This window comes from Symbioplanes lichenis, from assembly GCF_030709675.1.
GTDB lineage: Bacteria > Actinomycetota > Actinomycetes > Mycobacteriales > Micromonosporaceae > Actinoplanes > Actinoplanes lichenis.
Genome location: NZ_JAUZQD010000017.1, coordinates 128,613 through 151,725 on the forward strand (window position 1 = coordinate 128,613; position 23,113 = coordinate 151,725).

18 protein-coding genes and 1 pseudogene are annotated in these 23,113 nt (G+C 73.2%); 9 read left to right on the top strand and 10 right to left on the bottom strand.

Going from position 1 to position 23,113, the window contains the following annotated elements; all coding sequences use genetic code 11:
* Positions 1 to 85 precede the first annotated feature (85 nt).
* The 3 genes from RAN62_RS34140 to RAN62_RS34150 all read right to left on the bottom strand — a co-directional run bounded on the left by RAN62_RS34140 (position 86) and on the right by RAN62_RS34150 (position 2,054).
* Positions 86 to 916: an SMI1/KNR4 family protein gene (locus RAN62_RS34140; protein ID WP_305788969.1), complete on the bottom strand. Its 831-nt coding sequence runs from the start codon at positions 914 to 916 to the stop codon at positions 86 to 88.
* Positions 917 to 1,010: 94 nt separating this feature from the next.
* Entirely contained in the window at positions 1,011 to 1,709 is a 699-nt protein-coding gene (locus RAN62_RS34145) for a VOC family protein (protein ID WP_305788970.1), read from the bottom strand.
* A gap of 9 nt (positions 1,710 to 1,718) precedes the next feature.
* A complete protein-coding gene (locus tag RAN62_RS34150; RefSeq protein WP_305788971.1) occupies positions 1,719 to 2,054 on the bottom strand; it encodes a hypothetical protein in 336 nt (111 codons plus the stop codon).
* A 225-nt stretch (positions 2,055 to 2,279) separates the two neighbouring features.
* Between RAN62_RS34150 and RAN62_RS34155 the strand changes: the two genes are divergently transcribed.
* On the top strand, positions 2,280 to 3,749 hold the full coding sequence (locus RAN62_RS34155; protein ID WP_305788972.1) for a M1 family metallopeptidase: 1,470 nt from the start codon (positions 2,280 to 2,282) through the stop codon (positions 3,747 to 3,749).
* On the opposite strand, the gene RAN62_RS34160 is transcribed toward RAN62_RS34155, so the two are convergent.
* Genes RAN62_RS34160 through RAN62_RS34175 form a run of 4 tightly spaced genes read right to left on the bottom strand, consistent with a single transcriptional unit; the run spans position 3,735 to position 9,075 of the window.
* Positions 3,735 to 4,964, bottom strand: a complete 1,230-nt coding sequence (locus RAN62_RS34160) for an extracellular solute-binding protein (protein ID WP_305788973.1) — start codon at positions 4,962 to 4,964, stop codon at positions 3,735 to 3,737. The two genes, RAN62_RS34155 and RAN62_RS34160, sit on opposite strands and share 15 nt — an antisense overlap.
* Positions 4,961 to 7,468 carry a caspase, EACC1-associated type gene (locus RAN62_RS34165; protein ID WP_305789077.1) on the bottom strand — a complete coding sequence of 836 codons (2,508 nt, stop codon included), beginning with the start codon at positions 7,466 to 7,468 and terminating at the stop codon, positions 4,961 to 4,963. The genes RAN62_RS34160 and RAN62_RS34165 overlap by 4 nt, the downstream gene beginning before the upstream one ends.
* A complete protein-coding gene (locus RAN62_RS34170) occupies positions 7,465 to 7,866 on the bottom strand; it encodes a hypothetical protein (RefSeq protein ID WP_305788974.1) in 402 nt (133 codons plus the stop codon). Before RAN62_RS34170 ends, RAN62_RS34165 begins: the two co-directional genes overlap by 4 nt.
* A gap of 45 nt (positions 7,867 to 7,911) precedes the next feature.
* Entirely contained in the window at positions 7,912 to 9,075 is a 1,164-nt protein-coding gene (locus RAN62_RS34175; protein ID WP_305788975.1) for a DUF2786 domain-containing protein, read from the bottom strand.
* Positions 9,076 to 9,289: 214 nt separating this feature from the next.
* Between RAN62_RS34175 and RAN62_RS34180 the strand changes: the two are divergent.
* Together RAN62_RS34180 and RAN62_RS34185 are read left to right on the top strand one after the other, a co-directional pair.
* Positions 9,290 to 10,189, top strand: a pseudogene (locus RAN62_RS34180) (RtcB family protein); the annotation flags it as partial.
* 245 nt (positions 10,190 to 10,434) lie between these two features.
* Positions 10,435 to 11,364, top strand: coding sequence for a DUF1028 domain-containing protein (locus RAN62_RS34185; RefSeq protein ID WP_305788976.1), 930 nt, complete (start codon positions 10,435 to 10,437; stop codon positions 11,362 to 11,364).
* Positions 11,365 to 11,475: 111 nt separating this feature from the next.
* Here RAN62_RS34185 and RAN62_RS34190 read toward each other — a convergent pair whose 3' ends face one another.
* Positions 11,476 to 12,120 carry a response regulator gene (locus RAN62_RS34190; RefSeq protein ID WP_305788977.1) on the bottom strand — a complete coding sequence of 215 codons (645 nt, stop codon included), beginning with the start codon at positions 12,118 to 12,120 and terminating at the stop codon, positions 11,476 to 11,478.
* Positions 12,121 to 12,354: 234 nt separating this feature from the next.
* Positions 12,355 to 13,593, bottom strand: coding sequence for a sensor histidine kinase (locus RAN62_RS34195; RefSeq protein WP_305788978.1), 1,239 nt, complete (start codon positions 13,591 to 13,593; stop codon positions 12,355 to 12,357).
* Positions 13,594 to 13,702: 109 nt separating this feature from the next.
* Between RAN62_RS34195 and RAN62_RS34200 the strand changes: the two genes are divergently transcribed.
* Both RAN62_RS34200 and RAN62_RS34205 read left to right on the top strand, forming a co-directional pair.
* The gene (locus RAN62_RS34200; protein ID WP_305788979.1) at positions 13,703 to 14,446 is read left to right on the top strand and encodes an ABC transporter ATP-binding protein; all 744 of its coding nucleotides are present in this window, start codon (positions 13,703 to 13,705) and stop codon (positions 14,444 to 14,446) included.
* On the top strand, positions 14,443 to 16,806 hold the full coding sequence (locus tag RAN62_RS34205) for an ABC transporter permease (RefSeq protein WP_305788980.1): 2,364 nt from the start codon (positions 14,443 to 14,445) through the stop codon (positions 16,804 to 16,806). The genes RAN62_RS34200 and RAN62_RS34205 overlap by 4 nt, the downstream gene beginning before the upstream one ends.
* A gap of 145 nt (positions 16,807 to 16,951) precedes the next feature.
* Here the strand turns inward: RAN62_RS34205 and RAN62_RS34210 are convergent, their stop codons facing one another.
* The gene (locus RAN62_RS34210) at positions 16,952 to 17,728 is read right to left on the bottom strand and encodes a helix-turn-helix transcriptional regulator (protein ID WP_305788981.1); all 777 of its coding nucleotides are present in this window, start codon (positions 17,726 to 17,728) and stop codon (positions 16,952 to 16,954) included.
* 343 nt (positions 17,729 to 18,071) lie between these two features.
* On the opposite strand from RAN62_RS34210, the gene RAN62_RS34215 reads away from it, so the two are divergent.
* From RAN62_RS34215 to RAN62_RS34230, 4 genes are all read left to right on the top strand, one after another.
* Positions 18,072 to 19,094 (top strand): aldo/keto reductase, encoded by a 1,023-nt coding sequence (locus RAN62_RS34215; protein ID WP_305788982.1) that lies wholly within the window; start codon positions 18,072 to 18,074, stop codon positions 19,092 to 19,094.
* A gap of 79 nt (positions 19,095 to 19,173) precedes the next feature.
* Complete coding sequence (locus RAN62_RS34220) at positions 19,174 to 20,688, top strand: long-chain-fatty-acid--CoA ligase (RefSeq protein ID WP_305788983.1); 1,515 nt, start codon at positions 19,174 to 19,176, stop codon at positions 20,686 to 20,688.
* A gap of 49 nt (positions 20,689 to 20,737) precedes the next feature.
* On the top strand, positions 20,738 to 22,144 hold the full coding sequence (locus tag RAN62_RS34225) for a GlnX family signal transduction membrane protein (protein WP_305788984.1): 1,407 nt from the start codon (positions 20,738 to 20,740) through the stop codon (positions 22,142 to 22,144).
* Positions 22,141 to 23,112, top strand: coding sequence for a glutamate ABC transporter substrate-binding protein (locus tag RAN62_RS34230; protein WP_305788985.1), 972 nt, complete (start codon positions 22,141 to 22,143; stop codon positions 23,110 to 23,112). Before RAN62_RS34225 ends, RAN62_RS34230 begins: the two co-directional genes overlap by 4 nt.
* Position 23,113: the final 1 nt, after the last annotated feature.

Here is a 23,113-nt window from a genome sequence, read left to right on the forward strand (position 1 = left end):
GCGCGCTGACCGCGGCGGGCCGAGTGCGGCTGAAGCGTGAGATCGCGGCCAATTCCTGGTTCTTGCAGCGGCTTACGTGCCGTCGTCACGCGTGGCTGAGTGATCGGCGGATTGCGTCGCGTACCGAGTCGTCCTGCTCAGTCTTGAGGAAATTGCTGAGTGCATGCGCCAGTCGGGGAGCCAAGTGTCGGCCACCGGGTGCATTCGTGCACATCATGATGGCCGCAAGAGATCGAACACGAGGCGACGGATCCGTCATGGCCACGGGAAGCAACGAGCGACCACGTTCTCCTTGGGCAGCCATCGCTCGCACGATTGTTTCTCGTACCGTCGGATGCGGTTCCGTCGACAGAGCCTGTGACAGAACTGTCGGGAGGGAGCGGCTCGGCGCCGGGTAGGTGATGAATGTGTACGCGGCGGCCCGCCGCCGGGTGGCACGCGCATCGGCGAGCAGGGTCGTGAGCAGTTCGCCCTCGTCTCCGGCCATCTGCTGTGCGAACCACGTCAGGTCCCGATGTCCGGACAAGGTGAAGTCAAGCCATCGCTCGTACCAGGAAAGAAAGCCGGCGTCGGAATGAAAGTAGGGCGCGAAGAACCGGTCGGCGTTGACTTCGGCCAGACGGCCGTGACCGGGTCCAGCGACCACCAGGACGGTGTAATCCGAGCAACCGCGGTACACCACGGTGACAGCGCCAGGATATGGACGAAGGTCATCGCTGTATCCTTCGGTGAACTTCTCGGGAAGCTCCGCATCCGGGATCAGTGGGAACGCTCCGCCGGGCCGAGCTGGTCCGCTCAGCCACCGGTTCATGGGAAGCAGCCCGTAAGTGGGGCCGTATCCGCCGTGACCGACGCGGGTGACGAACTGGCGGAACTCTTCGGGAAGCCGGATACCGTGGAGCTTCTCGAAGGTCATGACTTCTAGTGCATGCCCGGCTCGATGTCCGGCAGCACCCCCCAGCATGCCGACGGCAGGGCGGGACGCGTCGACGCCCGGGAGAAACCGCCGATCAGGTGAGGACGCGGAAGGGGGTGCCGTCGGGGTCGGTGAGGGCGTAGCGCCCCCGGTCGTCGGGCCCGTCGACAAGGGTCGCGCCCAAGGCGACCAGGCGGTCGAGGTCGGCGGCCGGCGCGGCGAGGTCGAAGGTCACGCGGTCGGCGCCCGTGCGGTCGCCGTAGGGCGGGCCACCCCAGGTGATCTTCGTGCCACCGCGCGGGGACTGGATGGCGGTTTCCTCGTCCTGATCCCAGACGAGGGGCCAGCCCAGGGCCGAACTCCAGAATTGACCCACCGCGGGCGACCCGTCGCCGGCGAGGGCGCCGATCAGGCCGGTGTCCTTGAGGAAATTGTTGCCGGGCTCGATGACGTCGACCTCGTTGTCCTCCGGGTCGGCGAGCACCACGTGCCCCTCGTCGCCGGTCTGGCCGACGTCCCAGTGCTTGCCGCCCAGCTCGAGGATCCGCGCGACCTTCTCCTGCTGGTCCTCGAGCGAGGTGCTGGTCAGGTCGAAGTGGGCCAAGTTCTGGACGGTCTTCGGCGTGGTGGTGTGCCGGAAGCGGATGCGGTAGCCGCCCTCGACGACAGGGGCCAGGGCGGCGTCGGCGTGGGGGTCGTCGACGAGCGGGCGGCCGAGGACATCGGACCAGAAGCGGGCGAGGCCGGCGGGGTGCAACGCCGCGAAACAGATGGCGTCGAGGTGGGCGGTCATCGCCGCAGCCTAAGGCCGGCCGGGTGAGAAAGCAGCCGCTTTAGTGGTGCGGCGGGCGTCGCGCCAGGCGGTCAGGGCGGTGCGCAGGCGCGGGGAGGTGACCGGTTCGCCGCGGCGGCGCGCGGTCACCGCGGCGACCAGCGCGGGCGGGCCGGCGACCTGGGTGGCGGCGCGGGACTTGGTGAGCAGGGTGCCGGTGGCGACGGCGTGGCGGCCGCGGGCCATCGAGGTCAGGCTCAGGTCGGCGAAGGCCGGGTCCAGGAAGAACCAGGGGCGGCGGGCGGCCCACGCCCAGTAACCGGTGAGCTCGGCGCGGGCGGCGGCCCGTACGTCGTCGGGGGTCATGGGTGGCAGCAGGGTGCGGGGGTCGCCAGCGAGCCGGCGACGAGGAGGTCCGTCACCCAGCCCAGGGCGGCGAGCCGGTCGCCGAGGTGCCGCAGTGCTTCCACCCGTCAAGGTTTTCACAAGGATCAATGACACAGGGGGCGCCGGTCTCGATGAAGTTCGATAGGTTCGGGCCGACTCGACCTCGCGGGCCCCCGGGCCCGCCGGAGGAAAGGACGTTCGACCGTGCGACGACTTCTGGTGGCCGCAGCCGCCACCGCGCTCGTTCTCGCCGGAACGGGCACCCCCGCGCAGGCCGCCCCCGTGGACGGCAGCGCCGGGATCGGCGACGTGTACTACCCGGACTACGGCAACGGCGGGTACGACGTCTCCCACTACGACATCCGATTGCGCTACTGGCCCGACTCGGACCGGCTGACCGGCACGACCACGATCCTCGCTACCGCCGAGCAGGACCTGCGCTCGTTCCACCTCGACTTCGTGCTCGACGTCGCGTCGGTGCAGGTGAACAACCGGCCCGCCACGTTCCGCCGCGAGGGCGACCACGAGCTGGTCGTCACGCCGGCGCGCACGCTCGCCGCGGGGCAGTCCGCGACGATCGTCGTGCAGTACTCGGGCGTGCCGTCGAGCAAGGTGGCCGCGGGCTACACCGCCTGGATCCGCACGCCGGACGGCGCCGCCGCGGTCGGCGAGCCGGAAGAGGCGTGGTGGTGGTTCCCGAGCAACGACCACCCGGCGGACAAGGCGACCTTCGACGTCTCGGTCGCCGTGCCGGACGGCGTGGAGGTGCTCAGCAACGGCGTGCAGCCGCGGGCCAACACCCGGGAGCTGCTCGGCTGGACCCGGTGGTACTGGCGGTCACCCGCCCCGCAGGCCACCTATCTGGCGTTCATCACCATCGGCCAGTACGACATCACGCGCGACGTGACGGCGGACGGCACCCCGGTCATCAACGCCTACTCGGAGCTGCTGCCGGACGACTTCGACGCCGCCGCGCGGGCCAGCGTCGAGCGTACGGCCGAGATCACCGACTGGGAGACCACGGTCTTCGGCCCGTGGCCGTTCAACGCGCGCGGCGGTGTCGTCACGCCGCCGAACACGCTCGGTTTCGCGCTGGAGAACCAGACGCGCCCGAACTACTCGGCGAACTTCTTCCGGGGCGGCTCCAACACGTACGTCGTCGTGCACGAAAACGCCCACCAGTACTTCGGTGACTCGGTGTCGCTCGAGCAGTGGCGCGACATCTGGCTGAACGAGGGCTTCGCCAGCTACGCCGAGTGGCTGTGGTCGGAGAAGCAGGGCGAGGGCACGGCCGACGAGGTGTTCGACTTCGTCTACGCCACGGCCCCCGACGACGTGTGGAGCGTCCCGCCGGGCGACCCGGGCGTCCCGGACCTGTTCAGCAACTCCGTCTACGACCGCGGCGCCATGACCCTGCACCAGCTGCGCAAGACGGTCGGTGACGACGACTTCTTCACCATCCTGCGTACGTGGGTCGCGGACCACCGGCACGGCAACGCGACCACGGACGACTTCATCGCCCTGGCCGAGAAGATCTCCGGTCAGCAGCTCGACGAGCTGTTCGAGGCGTGGCTCTTCACCCCGTCCAAGCCGGCCGTGGTCTCCACGCTGACCACGCCGAGCGAGCCGAAGTCCTTCGACAAGATGCGACAGGCGCACCTAGCGACCTCGTAGAGCACTGCTCAGCTGGGCGGCCAGGTTCCGGGGCAACTGCGGGGCCTGGCCGGTCAGCACCTTGGCGACCTCGGTGTGCAGGACCTCGCTGAAGTCCACATAGTACGGCGACACGGGGCGCAGGCGGGCGCTGTCGACGGCGGCGCGCAGGGTTTCGGCGTACGGGAACCGCTTCTTGATCGTCTCGTCCTCGTAGACGCGGGCGCGCGTGGCGGCGAAACCGCCCGGGTCGAAGAGGGTGCGCTGGCTGGGCTCGCTGGTCAGGAACTCGATGAGCGCCTGGGCCGCCCGGGGCTGCTCGCTGCGCTCGCTGACGGCGAGGTTCTGGCCGCCCAGGACGCTCGGGCCGGGCAGGCGATCGACGGCGAAGGGCACCGGGGAGTCGCTGCTCTGCATCGCGCGATAGGCGACCGGCCAGTTGCGCATGAAGAGCACCCGTCCGTCCGCGAAGGCGGTCCGGCTGCCCGTCTCCTCGAACGTCGTCGAGTCCCGCAGCACCACCGGCCCCGGCTTGAGCCGCTCGACCGCCGCGTCCCACTTGGCCAGGTCGAGGGTGACCGTGCCGCCCTCGTCGATCGTCAGGTCGCCGCCCTCGGCCCAGACCGCCTCGAGGATGTTGACCGTGAGGCCCTCGTAGTCGCCGAGCTGCCCGGTGTACGCGGCCTCGAAGCCGGGCCGCGGCTTGATGTCGGCCCAGGTGAACGGTCCCTTCAAGCCCTGGTCGGCGCGATAGTAGAGCAGCCCGGCGTCGGTGTTGAAGGGCAGCGCCCACAGCTTGCCGTCGTAGACGCAGGTCTCCAGGGGCTTCTTCATGAAGGACCGCTCCGGGGGTACGGCCAGCCGGCCCGCGTCGATCGGCCGGATGAGCGGGCGCCCCGACGGCGGGTGCGCGAAGAGCGCCGTCCACGTCGAGTCGAGGTTGAAGATGTCCGTCTCGGTGTCCTGGGCCCGGGCCATCATCTCGATCAGCTGCTCGTCGGCGACGCGCGGGATCGGCTCGATGCGGGCCTGGTTGCGGGGGTGGCTCTTGTTCCAGAGTTCGATCAGAGCCTGCCTCTGGCCACCGGAGCTGTCATCGGCTCCGCTGAGGACGACCAGCTCACCGGGCTCCAGCTCGGGCTCGGCGACGAACGGTCCCCACAGGAACAGCGCCGCCACCAGCGCCGCGCCGGTCACGTTGCCGATGGCGAAGAGCCACCACGGCTTCCCTCTCATCCCCACACCGCCCGGAACATCCCCGTCAGGACCGACTCCGGCGAGTCCTGGCCCGCGTCGAAACAGCGGCCCCCGGTGCCGGCCGCCAGCCGGTCGAGCTTCGCGCCGGCGCAGCTCACGTCGCCGGTGGCTATGACGAACACGCGCACGCCCGCCGATCGGCTCACCGCGGGCGGCGGCCGGCCACTGCTGTCCCGGCCGTCGGTCAGGACGACGAGGGCGCGCAGGTCGTCCCGCCCCGAGCCGGCGCGCAGGATGTCGGTGCCGCGCGCGATGGCCGCGTACAGGGGGGTGCCGCCCTGCGGGGTGACGGGCGCGACTGCCGCGCGTACCTGGGAAGGGGCCCGGGCGCCGCGGGGCGCGACCGGCAGCACCTCCCGGACCGACTCCCCGGCGAAGGTCATGAGGCCCAGCCGGTCGCGGCCGCCGAGCCGCCCGGCCGCGCGCTCCACCGCGGCGAGGGCGCTCTCCCAGCGGGTCCGCGTCGGGTCGGCGGTCACGGTGTCCATGGACCCGGACGCGTCCAGCGCCACCAGGAACCGCCCGGCCCGGCGCGCGGCCTCGTAGCTCGCGGTGATCTTGCGGCGGGTGGCGGCCGCGGGCTCGGGCTCGGCGATCCGAGAGAACGGCCAGTCCGGGTCGGCCCCGAGGGCGCCGGTCAGCGGCGCGCCGATGGCGATCCCCGTCGGCCGCAGCCCGGCCCGCAGCAGCTCGGCGCGCCCGTCCGGCTGCACGAGCCACCGCGCGAACCAGTCCGCCACCTCCTGGACCCGCGTCGACTGCACCCGCAACGGCCAGTGCAGGGTCACCACGCTCTTGGCGACCTTGGGGGTGAGCTCGGGATAGTAGGCGATCAGCCGGTCCTGCGGGCCGGGCGCCGCGACGGCCTCGAGACACGGCGAGCTGCCCTGGTTGAACCGGACGAGCTGCTGCTCGGTGAGCACGAGCGACGTGCGGCCGCGGAGCCGGCCCTGGCGGCAGAGCAGGTCCGTCTCGCTGTCCAGCGGGAAGCGGCCCGCGTCGGCGGCCTGCTCGATCGGCCGCTCGATCTGGTCGCGCGCCGTGGTCGCGCCGACAGTCCCGTCGTCGTAGAGCTTGGTGGTGGCCATCAGCGCCACCGCCGAGTCGGCCGGGTCGGCGCGGACGACGCCGCCGGCCTTCCGGGCCAGCGCGAAGAGCTCGGGCCAGCTCTTCTCGGCGCGCTGTCCGGCGGGCAGTTTCACCCGGGCGGGGACGCCGAGCACGATCGGGGTCTCGGCCACCTGACGGACGGTGTGGATCGGGTCGTCGCCGGGCGGCGGGAGATCGCTGTCGGCGCCGGGCAGCCACAGGTCCGGGTGGGGTCCGACCTCCGCCAGGTACGCGCGGCCGTTCTCGTCGGTGCCCCAGCCGGTGCGCAGCCCGTCGGCCATCGTGGCACCCGGCACCGGATAGACGTAGAGGTCGGCGGTGCGGCAGCCGTGGCGGCCCCGCGCGACCCAGTCCTCGAAGGCCTCGGCGAGCTGGCGCGAGGCGGCGAGCCCGGCGGGGTCGGCGGCCACCCGGACGCGCGCCGGGGCGGGACAGCCACCGTCGGCGACCCGGCTGTCGGCCTGGACGGCGCAGCCGGCGAAGAGGAGGGCGGCTGCGGCGGGTGCGGCCAGCTGGGCCCACTGCCCGCGGCTTTTCCCGCGTACGGGAGGCGGGGCCGGCCGGGCGGGCGGCACCTCGACGACCTGCGGCACTTCGGCGCCGGGGCGGGTGGCGACGCGCAGCAGCCCGATCACGTTGTGCGCCGTGTACGTGGGCTGCTGGCTCGCCGTGGCCCCGAGCTCGCGCATCCGCTCGGCGACGTGGAGGAAGAGCTCGTGGGTGTCGACGACGCCGTCGCCGTTCAGGTCGGCGGCGCCGGTGGCCAGGCCGTGCACGACACAGCGGGTGAAGATCCCGCCCGTGTTGCCCTCGATCGCCTGCTGCACGCTCGTCGCGGCCGCGATCACGACATGCCCGCGCCCGTCCCGGGGCATCCGGCCCGCCGCGGTCCCCAGCGGCTTCGGCACGAACGGCGACGCGATCATCAGCGCCGGCGTCTCGTCGAACGCCCCGGCGTAACAGCAGTCCAGCAACACGACGATGCGCCGGGCCGCGCTGCTCTCCATCTCGCCGGCGACGTCGGGCGCGGCCAGCGCGGTGTGGAACAGCTCGCCCGGCTGCGTGTCCTCGACGGCGAAGAACAGCCGCCCCTTGTCGTTGCGCACCCCGTGCCCGGCGATGTGCAGCAGCAGCGTGTCCTCGGGCCCGGCCTCGGCGAAGAACCGCGCCACGCCCCCGGCCGCCGCGTGCAACGTCGGATCCCGCAGCACCTCGACCTCGAAGCCGCCGATGCCGGGCGCCGCGAGGACAGCCCGCAGCTCGTCGGCGTCGCGCGCGGTTCCGGGCAGCCGGTCGTACCGGGCGTCCCGGTACGACTCGGTGGCGATGATCAGAGCCCGCCGCCGCGGGCCCGGGGGCGGTTCGGGGCTCAGCGTCGCCTCATCTCCCGAATGAAGGCGTCGATCAGCTTCCGGCGCTCCTCGGCCGACGGGTTGTCCAGCGCGATCTCCTTGCCGTCGGGCATGCGCAGGTGGATCGAGCCGCGCCGGTTGCCCGGCCGGTGCAGCCACTCCCCCAGATAGCTGAGCACGCCGCCCAGCACCTCGGGGGTCATGGCGATCGTGGCCAGCAGCGTGCCGACGGCGATGATCTCGGGACTGCGCAGGTCACCGCCGGGCCGGTCACCGGCCGCGACCGGCACCCGCTCGCGCTCGGCCCGGCGCACCTCGTCGAGCCCCCGCAGCTCGGCGAGCAGCCGCAGGGCCGCCTGATCGGTCGCTTCCGCGTCCCCGTAGTCGAGTGTGATCCGTGCCACTGTTGTCGTCTCCACGACCCCACAGCCTACACAGTGGAGTCAAGATCACACTCTTGGTGATCAATGCAGAGTGGCCTGATCGGCGGCGCTGCGCCCCGACTCCCAGCCCTCCTCGTTGTCCACCCGGAAACCGCGCCCCCGGACCGTACGCGGGAAGGCCTTGTCTCTTGCTTCTTTCACCTGGACCTCGCGCGAGGCCAGCACCGGCAGCAGCGACGCGGCGTCCCGGGCCCCGGCCAGCGCCGCCCGGTCGGCCTCCGCGAGCCGCTCCCCGATCCGCACCGCATAGCCGACCAGGAACGACTGCCGGAACGTCTTGAGCCGCGCCCGCCCCGCCTTCCCGCCCGGCGGCTCGGCTCGCGACATCGCCCGATGCGCCTGCACCAGCAGGGACGCCTGCAGCAGATCGACCGCCGCCAGATCCGCCTCGAACCCGAAGACCGTCGCGAACCCGAACTCCGGCGACCACACCACGTGGCACCGGTTGGCCCGGGCCACCGCGTCCAGCAGCGAGGCCTTCTCACTCTCGTACGGGTGATCGATGCCGATGCGCCGCGCGTGCGGGGTCACCGTGATCCCGTCGGCGCCGCCCGCCAGCACCGCCTCGTCCAGGCTGTGCTTCGAGATCAGCTCCTGCGCCTTGGCGCTGAACGCCTCCGCCTCGGCCGGGAAGGTCGTCGACTCCGCCTTCGCCAGCAGCGCCCGCACCCGGTTGAGCAGGGCGTTGTCTGTCCTGGTGCCGGCGCCGGCGACCCGCGCGACCTGCCCCGGCGGGGGAACGAGCGTCTCGATCGGCGGCAACGTGGCCAGCACCCGGAGCGTCCCGAGCACCGCGTCGATCAGGGTCACCCGGTCGGCGCGGCGGTGCCGGGTCACCTCGGTCAGATAGGTGGCGTCCGCGCCCCACCAGACCTTCGCCCCGAGCTCGCCGGCCTGCTCCCGCCACCGGGCATCGACCGCGCGCGGCTTGAAGTGGCGCAGATGGGCGGCCGTGGCGTCGGCGATCAGCGGCGCGGCGGCCGGGTCACCCCGGCGGGCGACCACCCGGTGCAGCTCGACGGGCTGCCACCCGGCCCGGAACAGCCGGGCCACGCCGTCGAACAACGCCCCGGCCAGCACCGGATCGACCTCCGCGGCGGGCGCGACGGTGAGCAGGTCGAGGCCGCTCTCGTACGCGATCCGCCCGCCGACGATCCCCGCCACCGTCTCCCCTGCCGCACTCACCCTCCCAGCGTATTTCGCGCCGATCCCGCCCGATTGGCCGCTCGCCTCTTTGCGCGCCGCATCACAGGGGGCCGGCGCTCGAAAAGATGTTGCGGGAGGGGGTCGTGGCGGGCGACAGTCTTCGCATGACGTTCTGATCAGCGCTGCCGCGCTCTTTGCCGCGAGCGGGCCACCGATCCGTCACACCCCTTCACGTGCCAGGAAGAGCATCCCACCCTTCCTCGTCGGCTCGGACATCGGCTGCGGGATCGCGGTCTTCCCGATCCGCCTCAAGCGCCCGGTGCCCGAGCGCCTCGCCGCGCGCTTCCCCGACCTCGACACCCCGCTGGACCCCGGCCTCGTCGATCTCGCCGGCCTCGGCTTCGGCAACCTTCCCGCCGGGTACGCCGACCAGCTCGCCACCGTCGGCCGGGGCAACCACTTCGTCGAGCTCGCCCGGGTCGACGAGGTGCACGACAAGTCCCACCCCGTCGCGGAGACCGAGCTCGTGCTGATCGTCCACAGTGGCTCACGCGGACTGGGCGAACGCATCCTGCGCGCCCACACGGAAGTCCACGGCGCGGGCCCGGCGCCGGACGCCGACTCGTACCTGCAACAGCACGACGAGGCCGTACGCTGGGGATCACTGAACCGCCGCCTCATGGCCGCCCGCGTCGCCGAGGCGCTCGGCGCCACCGCCCAGCCGGCGATCGTCGACGAGTGCCACAACTCCGTCGAGGTCCGGGACGGCCTCTTCCTGCACCGGAAGGGCGCGGCGAACGGCGACGGGCGCGACGTGCTCGTGGCCGGCACGCGGGGCACCCGCTCGTACCTGGTGAAGGGGCACGCCGGGGCCGGCGCCAACTGGTCGGTGGCGCACGGGGCCGGCCGCAAGATGTCCCGCTCCGACGCCCTGCGGCGCAACAAGGCGAAGCACACCGTCGAGGAGCTGCGCCGGACGCCGCTGGGATCCCACGTCGTCTGCGGCGACCGTCAGCTGCTGTTCGAGGAGGCGCCCGGCGCGTACAAGCGCATCGAGCAGGTCATCGGCGACCTCACCCGCCATGGTCTCGCCACGCCGGTGGCGACCACAGTGCCGCTCGTCACGTACAAGACGCTCGGAAAGCACCGCTGACGCCGTCGGGCCTTTGTAAGCCGTGGGCGAGTCGTCTGCCTCCGAGACTGGGGCTGCGGGCGGGTCGTGTGCCGGCAACCACCCGGCCCGCCCGCAGCGGCGGGAACCGGGCCCGGCGACCGGCGGGGGCGGCAGCCGGGGCCCGGTTCGCGGCCGGCCCCGCCGAGGGCAGGCGGCGAGGCACGGCGGGAGGTAGTCGGGGCCAGTCTTCTCCTGCTGTGTTACGGGTCCGCTAACGTGCGCCCATGACGTTCTCGATCGTGGCGCGCTCGGCCGACGGCCGCGCGCTGGGTGTGGCGGTGGCCAGCAAGTTCCTGGGCGTGGGCGCGGCGGTGCCGGCGGCGCTGGCCGACGTCGGGGCGGTGGCGACCCAGTCGTACGCCAACCTGGCCTACCGCCCGCAGGCCCTCGCCCTCCTGGGCACGGGCGTCGCCGCGACCGAGACCGTGGCGGCGCTGCTCGCCGGGGACGCCGGGCCGGTCGACCACCGGCAGGTCGGCGTGGTCGGCCCCACCGGCGACGGCGCCACCTTCACCGGCACGGCGTGCCACGACTGGGCGGGCGGCACGGCCGGCGACGGCTACGCCATCCAGGGCAACATGCTCGCCGGCCCCCAGGTCGTCGAGAAGATGGAGGCCGCATGGCTCGCCGGCACCAGCATCGACCGCCTGGCCCATAGGCTGCTCGCCGCGCTCCGGGCCGGCGACGACGCGGGCGGCGACCGGCGCGGCCGCCAGAGCGCGGCGCTGCTGGTGGTGGCCAAGGGCATGGGCTACGGCGGCACCAGCGACGTCCTCGTCGACCTGCGCGTGGACGATCACGCCGCGCCGGTCACCGAGCTGGGGCGCCTGCTGGAGATGCACACGCTCTACTTCGAGCGTCCCGACCCGGCGACATTGCTGGAGCTGACCGGCCCGCTGGCCGACGAGGTGCGCGACCGCCTGTCCGCCGCCGGCCATTCGGGCGATCTGGACGAGGCGCTCGCCTCGTGGGCCGGCATCGAGAACCTCGAGGAGCGCATCGTCCCCGCCGCCATCGATCCGCTGGTCCTGGCCCACCTCCGGGCCGCTCAGCCCGAGTCCGCCACGGTCGCGGCCCCCGGTTCGCCACTCCCGCCAGGATCGGTCCCGGCCGACAAGCCCAGCGCCGCCCGAGCACCCCGTCCGCCGGCCTGAGCCCGGCACAGCCCCGCGCGCCATCCCCGGCCGGCGGCCCTGGCCACCAGACGCGGCTGCCCCGGGCGGCGGCGAGGCCGGCGACGATGGTGAGGCCTGGGCCGGAACCGGTCAGCCCTCCCGCAGGTAGGTGAGAACGGCCCGGACCCGCCGATGGTCGTCGGAGGCGGGCGGGAGGTCGAGCTTGGCCAGGAGGCTCCCGATGTGCTTGGCCACGGCTGCCTCGCTGACGCTGAGGGTGCGCGCGATCGCGGCGTTCGACCGGCCCTCGGCCATGAGGGCGAGAACCTCGCGCTCCCGGGTCGTCAGGCGCCGGAGCGGATCCTGACGACGGCCGAGAAGCTGACGGACGACCTCGGGATCGACGACCGTGCGACCGGCGGCCACCTGCTGCACCGCCTCCACGAACTCGGTCACCTCGCCGATCCGATCCTTCAAGAGGTAGCCGACGCCCGCCGACCGCCCCGAGTCGAGCAACTCGGCGGCGTAGGTCTGCTCGACATACTGACTGAGCACCACCACTGGCAACTCCGGATCCGCGGCGCGCAACGCGATGGCCGCCTGAAGCCCCTCGTCACTGAACCCCGGCGGCATCCGGACATCGGTCACCACCACATCCGGCCGACACTCCGGCACGGCAGCCAGCAGGCCGGGCGCATCACCGACCGCAGCCACCACCTCGTGCCCGAACCGCCGCAACATCCCGGCGATCCCCTCCCGGACGATCAGCCCGTCCTCGGCGATCACCACCCGCACAACAACCCCCGCCCCACACCAATCCTCACAACCCGCCCACCGGCCCCGCTCCGCCAACCCTCACGACCCGCACGTGAGCCCCATCGCACCACCACACGCCAAGCCCCACCACAACGTTCGACGGCTGCAGCCCGCAGAGGTCCCGGCTCGAGGCGGTCATGGCACGCACGGGATCTCGACGTGCACGAGGGTAGAGCCGCCGGGCGGGCTCGACAGGGCCACACTGCCGTGTGGTCATGGCACGCACGGGATCTCGACGTGCACGAGGGTGGGACCGCCGGGTGGGCTCGACAGGGCCACGCTGCCGTCGACAGCGGCGACGCGGTCCGCCAGGCCGACGAGACCGGTGCCGCGTTGCGGATCGGCGCCTCCGCGCCCGTCGTCACGAACGTCGAGGATCAACCGCCCCGTGAGCACAGCGGCCGAAACTGCCGCCCGGGTCGCCTGGCTGTGCTTGGCCACGTTGGCGAGGGCCTCGACCACGACGAAGTAGGCCGTCACCTCGACCGGCTCGGGCAGCCGCCCGGTGAGCCGCAGGTCGAGGTCGACCGGCACGGGCGCGTGGCCGGCCGCCTCGCCCACCGCGGCCGCGAGGCCCCGGTCGGTGAGGATCTTGGGGTGCACGCCCCGGATCAGCTCGCGCAGCTCGGCGAGGGTCTCCCGCGCGAGGCTCTGCGCCGTCGCGAGGGAGGTCGCCGCCGGTGAGCCGGGCGGCACCTCGAGCCGGGCCAGGCCGAGCTGCAGGCTGAGGGCGACGAGCCGCTGCTGGGCGCCGTCGTGCAGGTCGCGCTCGATGCGGCGGCGCTCGACCTCGAAGGCGTCGACGAGACGGGCGCGCGAGCGGGTGACCTCGACGAGCTTGGCGTCGGCGTCGTCGCTGCGCGGGGCGAGGATCGCGCGGGCCATCGCGGCGCGGGCACCGGCCCAGGCCGTGACCGGGTAGGCCGCGATGACCAGGGCGACGGGCGCCACGGCCATCAGCGGGATGGTGAGCCACAGTGAGCGCTCGTCCATGTAGAACGGCCCGAAGAAGAAGGCCGCCGGCACGAACAGAGCCAGCGTCACCACGGCGGCGTCCATCCAGCACAGCACGGCCGCGGACACCATCGTGTAGCCCAGCTCGCGCCACGTCGCCTGCTCGCGGAGCCGGAGCGTCAGCCAGCTGCGCAGCCCCGGCGCGGGCGGCCGGCGGTGCGGGTCGGGCAGCAGGTCGTGGTCGATCAGCCGCATCCGCCAGCGCTCGAGGCGCCCCACGGCGACCCCGCAGAGCAGCGTCGCCACGTAGCCCGCCAGCCCGACGACCACGACCGACAGCACCAGGCCCGCGCCCAGCATCGCGCCCACGGCGAAGAGCGTCGCGAAGCCGACGACCGCCCCGCCGGCCAGATAGGCCAGCGAGCGCCACGGCCACGACGACACCAGGAACCGGGTCGGTCGCATCGTGAGCGCCTCGAGGGCGTTGCGGACAGGCATGGCGGCCAAGCTACCGCGCGCAATCGGCTTCGTCGGTAGTGCAGGCGATACTCTTATTGGCTAGCAGGTGCTACCGACAGCAGCCGGAAAACGAGCGAGTCTTGCCGGCATGTCCATCACCCAGCTCCGCACCGCGGTCGAGCTCCGAGCCGTCACCAGAGTCTATGACGCCGGCACGGCCGTGACCGCGCTCGACGCCGTCGACCTGGCGATCCCGCCCGCCACCTTCACCGCGGTCATGGGCCCGTCCGGCTCCGGCAAGTCCACATTGCTGCGTTGTGCCGCCGGCCTCGACCGGGCGACGAGCGGCGACGTGATCATCGACGGCGTCGCGGTGGGCAGCCTGTCCGAGCGGGCGCTGACGCGGCTGCGGCGCGAGCGGGTCGGCTTCGTCTTCCAGGCGTTCAATCTCATCCCCGCGCTGAGCGCCGAGCAGAATGTCGCCCTCCCCCTGCGCCTGGCCGGCAAGCGCCCGGCGCCCGGACAGGTCGCGGCGATGCTGGCCGAGGTGGGTCTGGCGGACCGGGCCGGGCACCGCCCGAGCGAGCTGTCCGGCGGGCAGCAGCAGCGGGTGGCCCTCGCGCGCGCCCTGGTGAGCCGGCCGGCGGTGCTGTTCGCCGACGAGCCGACCGGCGCCCTGGACACCAAGGCGTCCCGCGAGGTGCTGCGCCTGCTGCGGCTCGCCGTCGACCGGCACTCGCAGACGATCGTCATGGTCACCCACGACCCTTACGCTGCGGCCCACGCCGACCAGGTCGTCTTCCTCGCGGACGGACGCCTCGCCGGCCGGCTGGCCGCCCCGTCCCACGCCACCGAGATCGCGGTCCGCATGGCCGAGCTGGAGGAGCGATGAGCCTCGCGTGGAGCATGGTGCGGCACCGCTTCGCCGCCTTCGCGGGCACATGCGTGGCCGTCGCCCTCGGCGTGGCCCTGATCGCGGGCGCGGTCACCCTCTGGGCGTCGTCACGCCCGCAAGCCCCCGAGCGCTACGACGCCGCCCCGGTCCTCGTCCACTCCCCGAGCGTCGGCAAGGGCTCGGACGGCTACACCGACTATCGCTCGTGGACAGCCGGCGAGGCCGACGACCTCGCCGCCCGGCTGGCCCAGGTCCCCGGCGTGACGAGAGCGGTGCCCGACCCGGTCTTCTACGCCCAGCAGCTCGAAACGGCCCAGCCGGCGCAAGCCGCGCAACGGGGAGAAGACGCGCAACAGCTGAAGACGGAGGAGACCAAGGGACACTCGTGGTCGTCGGCAACGCTCGGCGGCTACCGGCTGACGGCGGGGCGCGCTCCGGCCCGTACGAAGGAAGTGGTCTCGCACCAGCCGCCCGGCACCAGGATCGAGGTTCTCACGGCGCGCGGCCCGGAGACGTGGACCGTCACCGGCACCACCGACGGCCCCGGGCTCTACGTGACCGACAGCGACGCCAGGAAGAGGGCGGGTGGCGTACGCGTGATCGGTCTGACCGGGCGGCCGGACGTCGACCGGGTCCGAGCCGTGCTCCAGGAGCGCGGGCCGGACGGCGGGCAGGTGGGCGATCACGGCGACGCTGCACCGGGCGGGGCCGGCGCGATCGCGGACCGCGCCGGTCTCGAGGACGAGGAGATCACCCGGACCCGCTGGCTCGGCGCGCAGCTGATCATCGCGATGGTGGTGCTCGGGGCGTTCGTGGCGGTGTTCGTGATCGCGTCGACCTGCGCGCTGAGCGCGGCCCAGCGGCAGCGCGAGATCGGCCTGCTGCGCGCGGTGGGTGCCACTCCAGGTCAGGTCAGACGCCTGATGTACGCCGAGACGGCCGTCGTGGCGACCCTCGGTGGCCTGCTCGGGGTGCCCGTCGGCGCCCTCCTCGCGCCGCTGCTCGCGGAGCCGATGGTGGCGGCGGGGCTGGAGCCGGCGGGGTTCGAGGCGACGGTTCAGCCGCTGGTGCTGGCCGGATCGTTCGGGCTCGGCATCGTGGTCGCGCTGCTCGGGGCGGCCGCCGCGGCGCGCCGGTCGAGCCGGGTGCCCGCGCTGGAGGCATTGCGGGACGCGGCGGCCGAGCGCCGGGCGATGACGTGGCCGCGCGGGGTGGCCGGGGCACTGAGCGGGCTGGCCGGGGCGGCGCTCACCGCGGCGTTGCCCGCCCTGCCGCTGACCACCCAGACCACGGCGGCGCTGGGCGCGGCGATGCTCCTGCTGGTGGCGGCGGCCCTGCTGGCGCCGGTCGTCATCGTTCCCCTGGTACGCGTCCTCACCCGCCCGTGGCGCACCACGGCGACCGGGATGCTCGTGCGCGAGGGCACGCTGACCGGGGTACGCCGGGTCGCGTCGACGGCCGCGCCGGTGCTCCTGACCGTGGGCTTCACCGTGCTCCTGACCGGCAGCATCGCCACGATCAACGAGAGCACCGGCCTCGACGAGACAGCGAAGCTGCCCGTCTCCCACGTCGCGGCGCCCGACGGCACGCCCGGGATCAGCGAGGCCGTGGCAGCCCGGCAGCCCGGCGAAGCGCCCCTGCCCAGCGAGGTGGTGCTGACACTGAACGGCACGACGGCCGCGTACGAGGCGACGGGCGAGACGGATGTGACCGGCGCCGTGCTCTCCGACCGGATCGCGCATCGGCCGGCGGCGGTGGAGGTGACGTTCGCGGACGGGGAGACCGTGCGGCTGCGCGTCACCGGCACCCATGACGGCCCGGCCGAGTTGATCACGCTGCCGCGGGCCCAGGTGCGCGAGCACGACCCGGACGCCCTCACCGATCACATCCTGCTGACCGGGCCCGCCGTGCCGGGGCCGGGCCTGAAGGTGCTGACCAGCCACGACTACGTCCAGGAGCTGATCGAGGAGGAGGACGGCATCGTCCGCGTGTTCCTGCTCGTGCTGATCACGCTGACGGCCGGCTGGACCGCCCTCGCCGTCGCCAACACGCTGCTGATGGCCACGGCCGCCCGCCGCGACGAGTTCCGGGCGCTGCGCCTGGCCGGCGGCGGCACGGTCCACGCCCTCCGGGTCGCCGGCGCCGAGGCCCTCCTGGCGGTCGCGGCGGGCACGGTGCTCGGCGGCGGGGTCGCGCTCGTCACGCTGCTGGGCATGCGCCGCGCGGTGGAGGCCGAGGTGGGCCAGTCCGTCGACCTCCAGATCCCGTGGACCCAGGCCACAGCCGTGGTCCTGACCTGCGCCGTCATCGCCGTGGCCGCCACCAGCATCCCGATCCTGCGCCGGCGACCCACCTGAGACCGCGGCCACCACCAGCACCCCGGCCCTGCGCCGGCGAAGCGCTGAGGAGGGACGCAGCATGAGCAGCCCGGTGCCACGACAGCGAACCATCCGCGAGCCGGGGTGGCGTCGCGAGCACGACGGCCCGGTGACGACGGGCCGCTCAGGACACGCGGCAGATGACGAGGAGCTGGTCCTGGTCCTGGAGGGGCGCCAGGGTCTCGTAGGACACGGTGAGCGGGCCCGCGCTGGGGTGGCGCATCAGCTTGCGGCCGCGGCCGGTCACCTTCACGTCGCGCTCGGACCAGCGGCGGGCGAGGGCGGGGTCGGCGGTGATCTCGGCGACGAGGGCGGCCAGGACCTCGTCGCCGGGGTGGGCGGCCCAGGCGGCGCGCACGTAGGCGATCGCCTCGCGCACGACGCTCTCCCGGTCGGCGTAGAGGTCATGCATCTCGGGGCGCAGCAGGCACATCCACATGGCGTTGCGGCGCTCGGGCGGCAGGGTGTCGAAGTCGAGCAGCAGCCGCGCGATCGGGTCGTTCCAGGCGAGGATGTCGTAGCGGTGGTTCAGGACCATGGCGGGCAGCGGCGCGAGATCGGCGACCAGGCGGGTCAGCGAGGGCGCGGCGGCGGTGGCGGCCGGGCCGGCGGTGCGGGGGCGTTGCCCGGCCAGGTCGAAGAGGTAGGCACGCTCGTCGGGAGCCAGCCGGAGCGCCCGGGCCAGCCCCTCGACGACGTCCGCCGAGGGGCGCAGCCCGCGGGCCTGTTCCAGCCGCACGACGTAGTCGATGCTGATCCCGGCGAGCTCGGCGACCTCCTCGCGGCGCAGCCCCGGCGTCCGGCGCGAGTGCCGGCGCTCCGGCAGGCCGGCCTCCCGCGGGTCGAGCCGCTCCCGCCGGCTCCGCAGGAAGGCCGCCATCTCCAGGGTGCGAGTCGTCATGATCGCCGCAACACCGCGAGCGGAACCCGCCTTCCCGCGCCCGCGACCACCGAAGAAACGAGCACGCGCCACCGAGAGCGAGCACGCGAGGCCGAGAGCGAGCACGCGAGGCCGAAAGCGAGCACGCGAGGCCGAAAGCGAGCAAGCGACGCCGCCGGCAGAACGAGCCGACCCGAGCGCCACACCACCGGCCGACCGCGACGAGGCGAACACGAGCGCCACACCGTGGGCCGGCCACGGCGAGGGTGGGACCGGCCTTCCCAGGAAGTGTTCTCCCTTATCGCCGGCGCCAGGCGAACGCAGACTTCTGGCTGAACCTGATCATCGGCCCTGGAGGATTCGCATGGCGCTCACTCTCGACACCTATCGGCTGCTCGGCCGCTCCGGCCTGCGCGTTTCGCCCCTGGCCCTGGGCGCGGCGACCTTCGGCAACGAGTGGGGGTGGGGCGCCGGGGCGGACGAGGCGCGGCGGGTATTCGACCGCTACGTCGAGCGCGGCGGAAACTTCGTCGACACCGCCGTCACCTACGGGACGTCGGAGCGGCTGCTGGGCGAGTTCACCCGCGGGCGGCGGGAGAGCCTGGTGCTGGCGACGAAGTACTCGACGCTGCGCCGCCCCGGCGACCCGAACTCCGGCGGCAGCAGTCGCAAGAACCTCTTCGCGTCGGTGGAGACGAGCCTGCGTGAGCTGCGGACGGACTATCTGGACCTGCTCACGCTGCATGTGTGGGACACGCTGACGCCGGTCGACGAGATCATGCGCGGGCTGGACGATCTCGTACGCCAGGGCAAGGTGCTCTACGTCGCGATCTCCAACACGCCGGCCTGGCAGGTGGCGCGCATGCAGACGATTGCCGACCTGCGCGGCTGGGCCCCGCTGGTCGCGCTGCAGATCGAGTACAACCTTATCGAGCGTACGGGCGAACGCGATCTGATCCCCATGGCGCAGGAGCTGGGGCTCGGCGTGACCCTGTGGTCGCCGCTGGCCGGGGGCGTGCTCACCGGGAAGGACCCCGGGGACAGCGCGCGGCACAGCTTCAACGTCGCGCTGGGCGGCATCACCGAGCGCGCCCGGGAGATCGTCGCCGTGGTCAAGGAGGTGGCCGCGCAGTCCGGGCGTACGCCGGCGCAGGTTGCTCTGGCCTGGGCCCTGCAGCAGCCGGGAGTCGCCGCACCCGTGCTCGGTGCCCGCACGCTCGCGCAGCTCGACGACAACCTGGGCGCCCTCGACGCCGAGCTCACCCACGATCAGCTGGCCCGCCTGGACGAGGTCAGCGCGATCGACCCCGGCTTCCCGCACGCCCTGCTCGCGAGCGCCCACATCCGCACCCAGACGAGGGGCGACCTCACGATCCAGCCGAAGTGATCCAGCCGAAATGATGTATTCACCCAGCCCGCGTCGCGTGATTGGCTGAGACGGTCGTCACATACCGCCGGAGGCTCCCATGCTCAACCTGTCCGTTTTCCTCGAGGACAGCGCCCGCCACCACCCGGACCGGGCCGCGGTGGTGCTGGGCTCGCAGCGGCTGACCTACGCCCAGGTGGACGCGGCGGCGAACCAGGTGGCGAACCTGCTCGTGGAGCGGGGCGTCCGGCCCGGCGACAAGGTCGCGCTCTCCTGCCCCAACCTGCCGTACTTCCCGGTGGTCTACTACGGCATCCTCAAGGCCGGCGCGGTCGTGGTGCCGCTGAACGTGCTGCTCAAGGGGCGCGAGATCGCCTACCACCTGGCCGACTCGGAGGCGAAGGCGTACTTCTGCTTCGAGGGCACGCCCGAGCTGCCCATGGGCGCGGAGGGCGAGAAGGGCTTCGAGGCGACGCCCGGCTGCGAGCACTTCTTCCTGATCACCGCCGACCCGGCCACGAACTCGATGGTGGGCCAGTCGCCGGTCTTCGAGACGGTGCTGGCCGGCGAGGGTGACCCGGCGGTCATCCTCTACACGAGCGGGACCACCGGGCAGGCCAAGGGCGCCGAGCTCAGCCACTCCAACCTGATCCTCAACGCGCTGACGTGCAACCGGTTGTTCGGGGCGAAGGAGGCGGACGAGACGCACCTGCTCGTGCTGCCGCTGTTCCACTCGTTCGGCTCGACGGTGAACATGAACGCCGGGTTCTCCACCGCCGCGACGCTCGTGCTCATGCCGCGGTTCGAGGCGGCCGGGGCGGTGAAGTTGCTGGAGAGCGAGAACGTCACCTTCTTCGCGGGCGTGCCGACCATGTGGTGGGGCCTGCTCAACGCGCTCACCGCGGGGGTGGACGTCGAGCGGATCGCCCGGACCATGCGCACGGCGGTCAGCGGCGGGTCGGCGCTCCCGGTGGAGATCATCAAGGAGGTCAAGGAGCGGCTCGGGCTGACGATCCTGGAGGGGTACGGGCTGTCCGAGACCTCGCCCGTCGCCACGTTCAGCCCGGTCGGGGCCGAGCCGCGGCCGGGCTCGATCGGCCTGCCCGTCTGGGGCGTCGAGGTCAAGCTCATCGATCCGGAGTGGGGCCCGATCGAGGGGCCGGACGAGATCGGCGAGATCGCGATCCGCGGGCACAACATCATGCGCGGCTACTACAACCGGCCCGACGCGACCGCCGAGGTCATGCGGGACGGCTGGTTCCGCAGCGGTGACCTGGGCCGGCGCGACAAGGACGGCTGGTACTACATCGTCGACCGGGCCAAGGACATGATCATCCGGGGCGGCTTCAACGTCTATCCGCGGGAGATCGAGGAAGTGCTGCTGACCCATCCCGGGGTGTCGCTGGCGGCGGTCATCGGGGTGCCGCACCCGAGCCACGGCGAGGAGGTCAAGGCGTACGTCATCCGCAAGGAGGGCGCCACGGTCACCGAGGAGGAGCTCGTGGCCTGGGGCAAGGAGCAGATGGCGACGTACAAGTACCCGCGGCTCGTGACCTTCGTGGACAGTTTGCCGATGACCGCGACGGGCAAACTGCTCAAGCGAGCCCTGGACTGAGACCCGAACGGGGGATTGATCGTTTGCGTGGGTAGGGCACAGTGGCGGTGTGACCGCTCCGCCACGCCCCGCTCCTGCTCCGGTCCGCCCGGCGCCGCCGGCCACGGGCGTTCCCGGCCCCCGGCACGCCGCCGCGGTCGCGGAGCCGCTGCCCCCGGGCAAGGTCCGCCGCAGCCGGGCCGCCTCGCGCCTGCGCCGGCTCGGGGCGCAGCGCGGCACGACGCCGGGCCGGTTGCGGTTGCTCCTGGCCGGTCTGCTGGCGCTCGGCCTGCTCACGGGCACGGCCGCCGCGGTCACGGCGGCCTCGGCCGCGTCGGCGACGGACCGGCTGCGCGACAACGCCCAGCCGCTGCTGCTCGAGGCGGAGACCGTCTTCTCGGCCCTGGCGGACGCCGACGCCACCGCGGCCCAGGCGTTCCTGACCGGCGGGCTGGAGCCGGCCGACCTCACCCAGCGCTTCGACGACGACCTCGAGCGGGCGGCGACGGCCCTCACCTCGGCGGCGCGGCGCACGCCGGCGGAGGGCGGGGCCGGCGTGGCGATCCAGACCCTCAACGGCGGGCTCTCCCGGTACGCGGCCCTGGTCGCCACCGCCCGCGCGAACAACCGGCAGGGGCTGCCCGTGGGCGCCTCCTTCCTCGCCACGGCGTCCCAGCTCAACCGCGACCAGCTGCAGCCCGGGGCGGAGCAGCTGCTCCGGCTGGCGCAGCGGGAGGTGGCGGACGGCTACGGCGACGCGACCGCCCCGGGGTGGTCGCGGGTGCTGACCGTACTCATCGTCGTGCTGCTCGCCGCGCTGGTCGCCGTGCAGGTGCAGGTGAGCCGGATCAGCCGGCGCACGTTCAATGTCCCGCTGGTCGCCGCGACCGGGGTGACCCTGCTGCTCGCCGCCACGATGGCTTTCGTCTTCACGCTGCAGCGCGACCATCTGGCCGGCACCGCCGCCGACGGATCGCGGCCGATCGCGCTGCTGGCCGAGGCCCGGCTGCTGGCCCTGCGCGAGCGCGGCGACGAGGCGCTGACGCTCGTCTCCCGGTCCGGCGGCACCGGGCAGTACGAGACCGACTTCGACACCGCCGCCACGCGGATGCGCGAGGTGCTGGGCGACGCGGCCGCCGCGACGCGGGGCACCTCGGCGGCGCAGATGGTGGAGACCGCGCGGGACCGGCACACGGCCTACGCCACCGCGCACGCCCAGGTGCGCAAGCTCGACCAGGACGGCTCGTACGACGAGGCTGTGAACCTCGCCGTCGGTAAGGGCACCACCAGTACGTTCTCCGCGGTCACCGGCAGCCTGGACTCCGCGCTGACCGACCGCCGCGAGGCGTTCGCCGACCAGATCGGCTCCGCCGGGCGGGGGCTCGGGGTGCTGACCGTGTTCGCCCCGCTGCTCGCGCTGGCCCTCTGCGTGCTGGCCGGCCTCGGCATCCGCGCCCGGCTGGAGGAATACCGATGAGGCGCTCCCCCGCGCTCGCCGTGACGCTGACGGCCCTGCTCGCGCTGACCGGGTGCGGCTCGGCGGCCGTGTCGCTGCCCGAGATCTCGCTGCCGCAGGCGCCGCCCGCCGCCACCCAGGCGCCCGCCCCGGCGGCCGCGTCGTGCAACCCGAAGGCCAGCCTGCGGCCCCCGGACGAGCTGCCGGAGCCGGGGAAGATGCCCGCGGGCTCGTACATGCGCACCATCCAGGACAAGGGCCAGCTGGTCGTCGGGACGGGCCAGGACACGCTGCTGTTCAGCTCGCGCAACCCGCTGACCGGCGCGGTCGAGGGCTTCGACGTCGACCTGGCGCGCCTGGTCGCGCAGGCCATCTTCGGCGACCCCGACAAGATCGACATTCGCGTGCTCGGGTACGCCGACCGCGTCACCGCCCCGCAGCAGGGCCGCGTGGATCTCGTCGCCGGCACGATGACCGCCACCTGTGCCCGCTGGACCCAGGCCGACTTCTCGTCCGTCTACTACCAGGCGGCCAAGCGCGTGCTCGTGTCGACCAACTCCGGGGCGCAGAGCCTGGCCGGGCTGGCCGGCGCCAAGGTGTGCGCGGCCCAGGGGTCGACGTCGTTGCAGACCATCGCGGCGTACAAGATGCCCAGCGTCACGGCCCTGCCGCTGGAGGCGGTGGCCCGGCCCACGTTCGGCGAGTGCCTGGTCGCGCTGCAACGCAACGAGGTGGCCGCGATCTCGGGCGACGACGCGGTGCTCGCGGGGCTGGCGGCCCAGGACCCGTACACCAAGGTCATCGGTCCTCGCCTCTCGGAGGAGCCCTATGCGATCGCGTTGTCGAAGAAGCACCCGGAGTTCACCCGGTTCGTGAACGCTGTGCTCGCGAAGGCCCGCGCCGACGGCACGTGGCAGCGGACCTGGACGCGCTGGCTCGGCGACCTGGGCCCGGCCCCGCAGCCGCCCGCCGCCGAGTACAAGGACTGAC

What these genes read in the sequence shown, in the direction of transcription:
- RAN62_RS34200 (WP_305788979.1), top strand. Translation starts at nt 13,703, where the DNA reads ATGTCCATCACCCAGCTCCGCACCGCGGTCGAGCTCCGAGCCGTCACC.
- RAN62_RS34195 (WP_305788978.1), bottom strand. Translation starts at nt 13,593, where the DNA reads ATGCCTGTCCGCAACGCCCTCGAGGCGCTCACGATGCGACCGACCCGG.
- RAN62_RS34210 (WP_305788981.1), bottom strand. Translation starts at nt 17,728, where the DNA reads ATGACGACTCGCACCCTGGAGATGGCGGCCTTCCTGCGGAGCCGGCGG.
- RAN62_RS34160 (WP_305788973.1), bottom strand. Translation starts at nt 4,964, where the DNA reads ATGAGAGGGAAGCCGTGGTGGCTCTTCGCCATCGGCAACGTGACCGGC.
- RAN62_RS34215 (WP_305788982.1), top strand. Translation starts at nt 18,072, where the DNA reads ATGGCGCTCACTCTCGACACCTATCGGCTGCTCGGCCGCTCCGGCCTG.
- RAN62_RS34150 (WP_305788971.1), bottom strand. Translation starts at nt 2,054, where the DNA reads ATGACCCCCGACGACGTACGGGCCGCCGCCCGCGCCGAGCTCACCGGT.
- RAN62_RS34230 (WP_305788985.1), top strand. Translation starts at nt 22,141, where the DNA reads ATGAGGCGCTCCCCCGCGCTCGCCGTGACGCTGACGGCCCTGCTCGCG.
- RAN62_RS34205 (WP_305788980.1), top strand. Translation starts at nt 14,443, where the DNA reads ATGAGCCTCGCGTGGAGCATGGTGCGGCACCGCTTCGCCGCCTTCGCG.
- RAN62_RS34140 (WP_305788969.1), bottom strand. Translation starts at nt 916, where the DNA reads ATGACCTTCGAGAAGCTCCACGGTATCCGGCTTCCCGAAGAGTTCCGC.
- RAN62_RS34185 (WP_305788976.1), top strand. Translation starts at nt 10,435, where the DNA reads ATGACGTTCTCGATCGTGGCGCGCTCGGCCGACGGCCGCGCGCTGGGT.
- RAN62_RS34220 (WP_305788983.1), top strand. Translation starts at nt 19,174, where the DNA reads ATGCTCAACCTGTCCGTTTTCCTCGAGGACAGCGCCCGCCACCACCCG.
- RAN62_RS34145 (WP_305788970.1), bottom strand. Translation starts at nt 1,709, where the DNA reads ATGACCGCCCACCTCGACGCCATCTGTTTCGCGGCGTTGCACCCCGCC.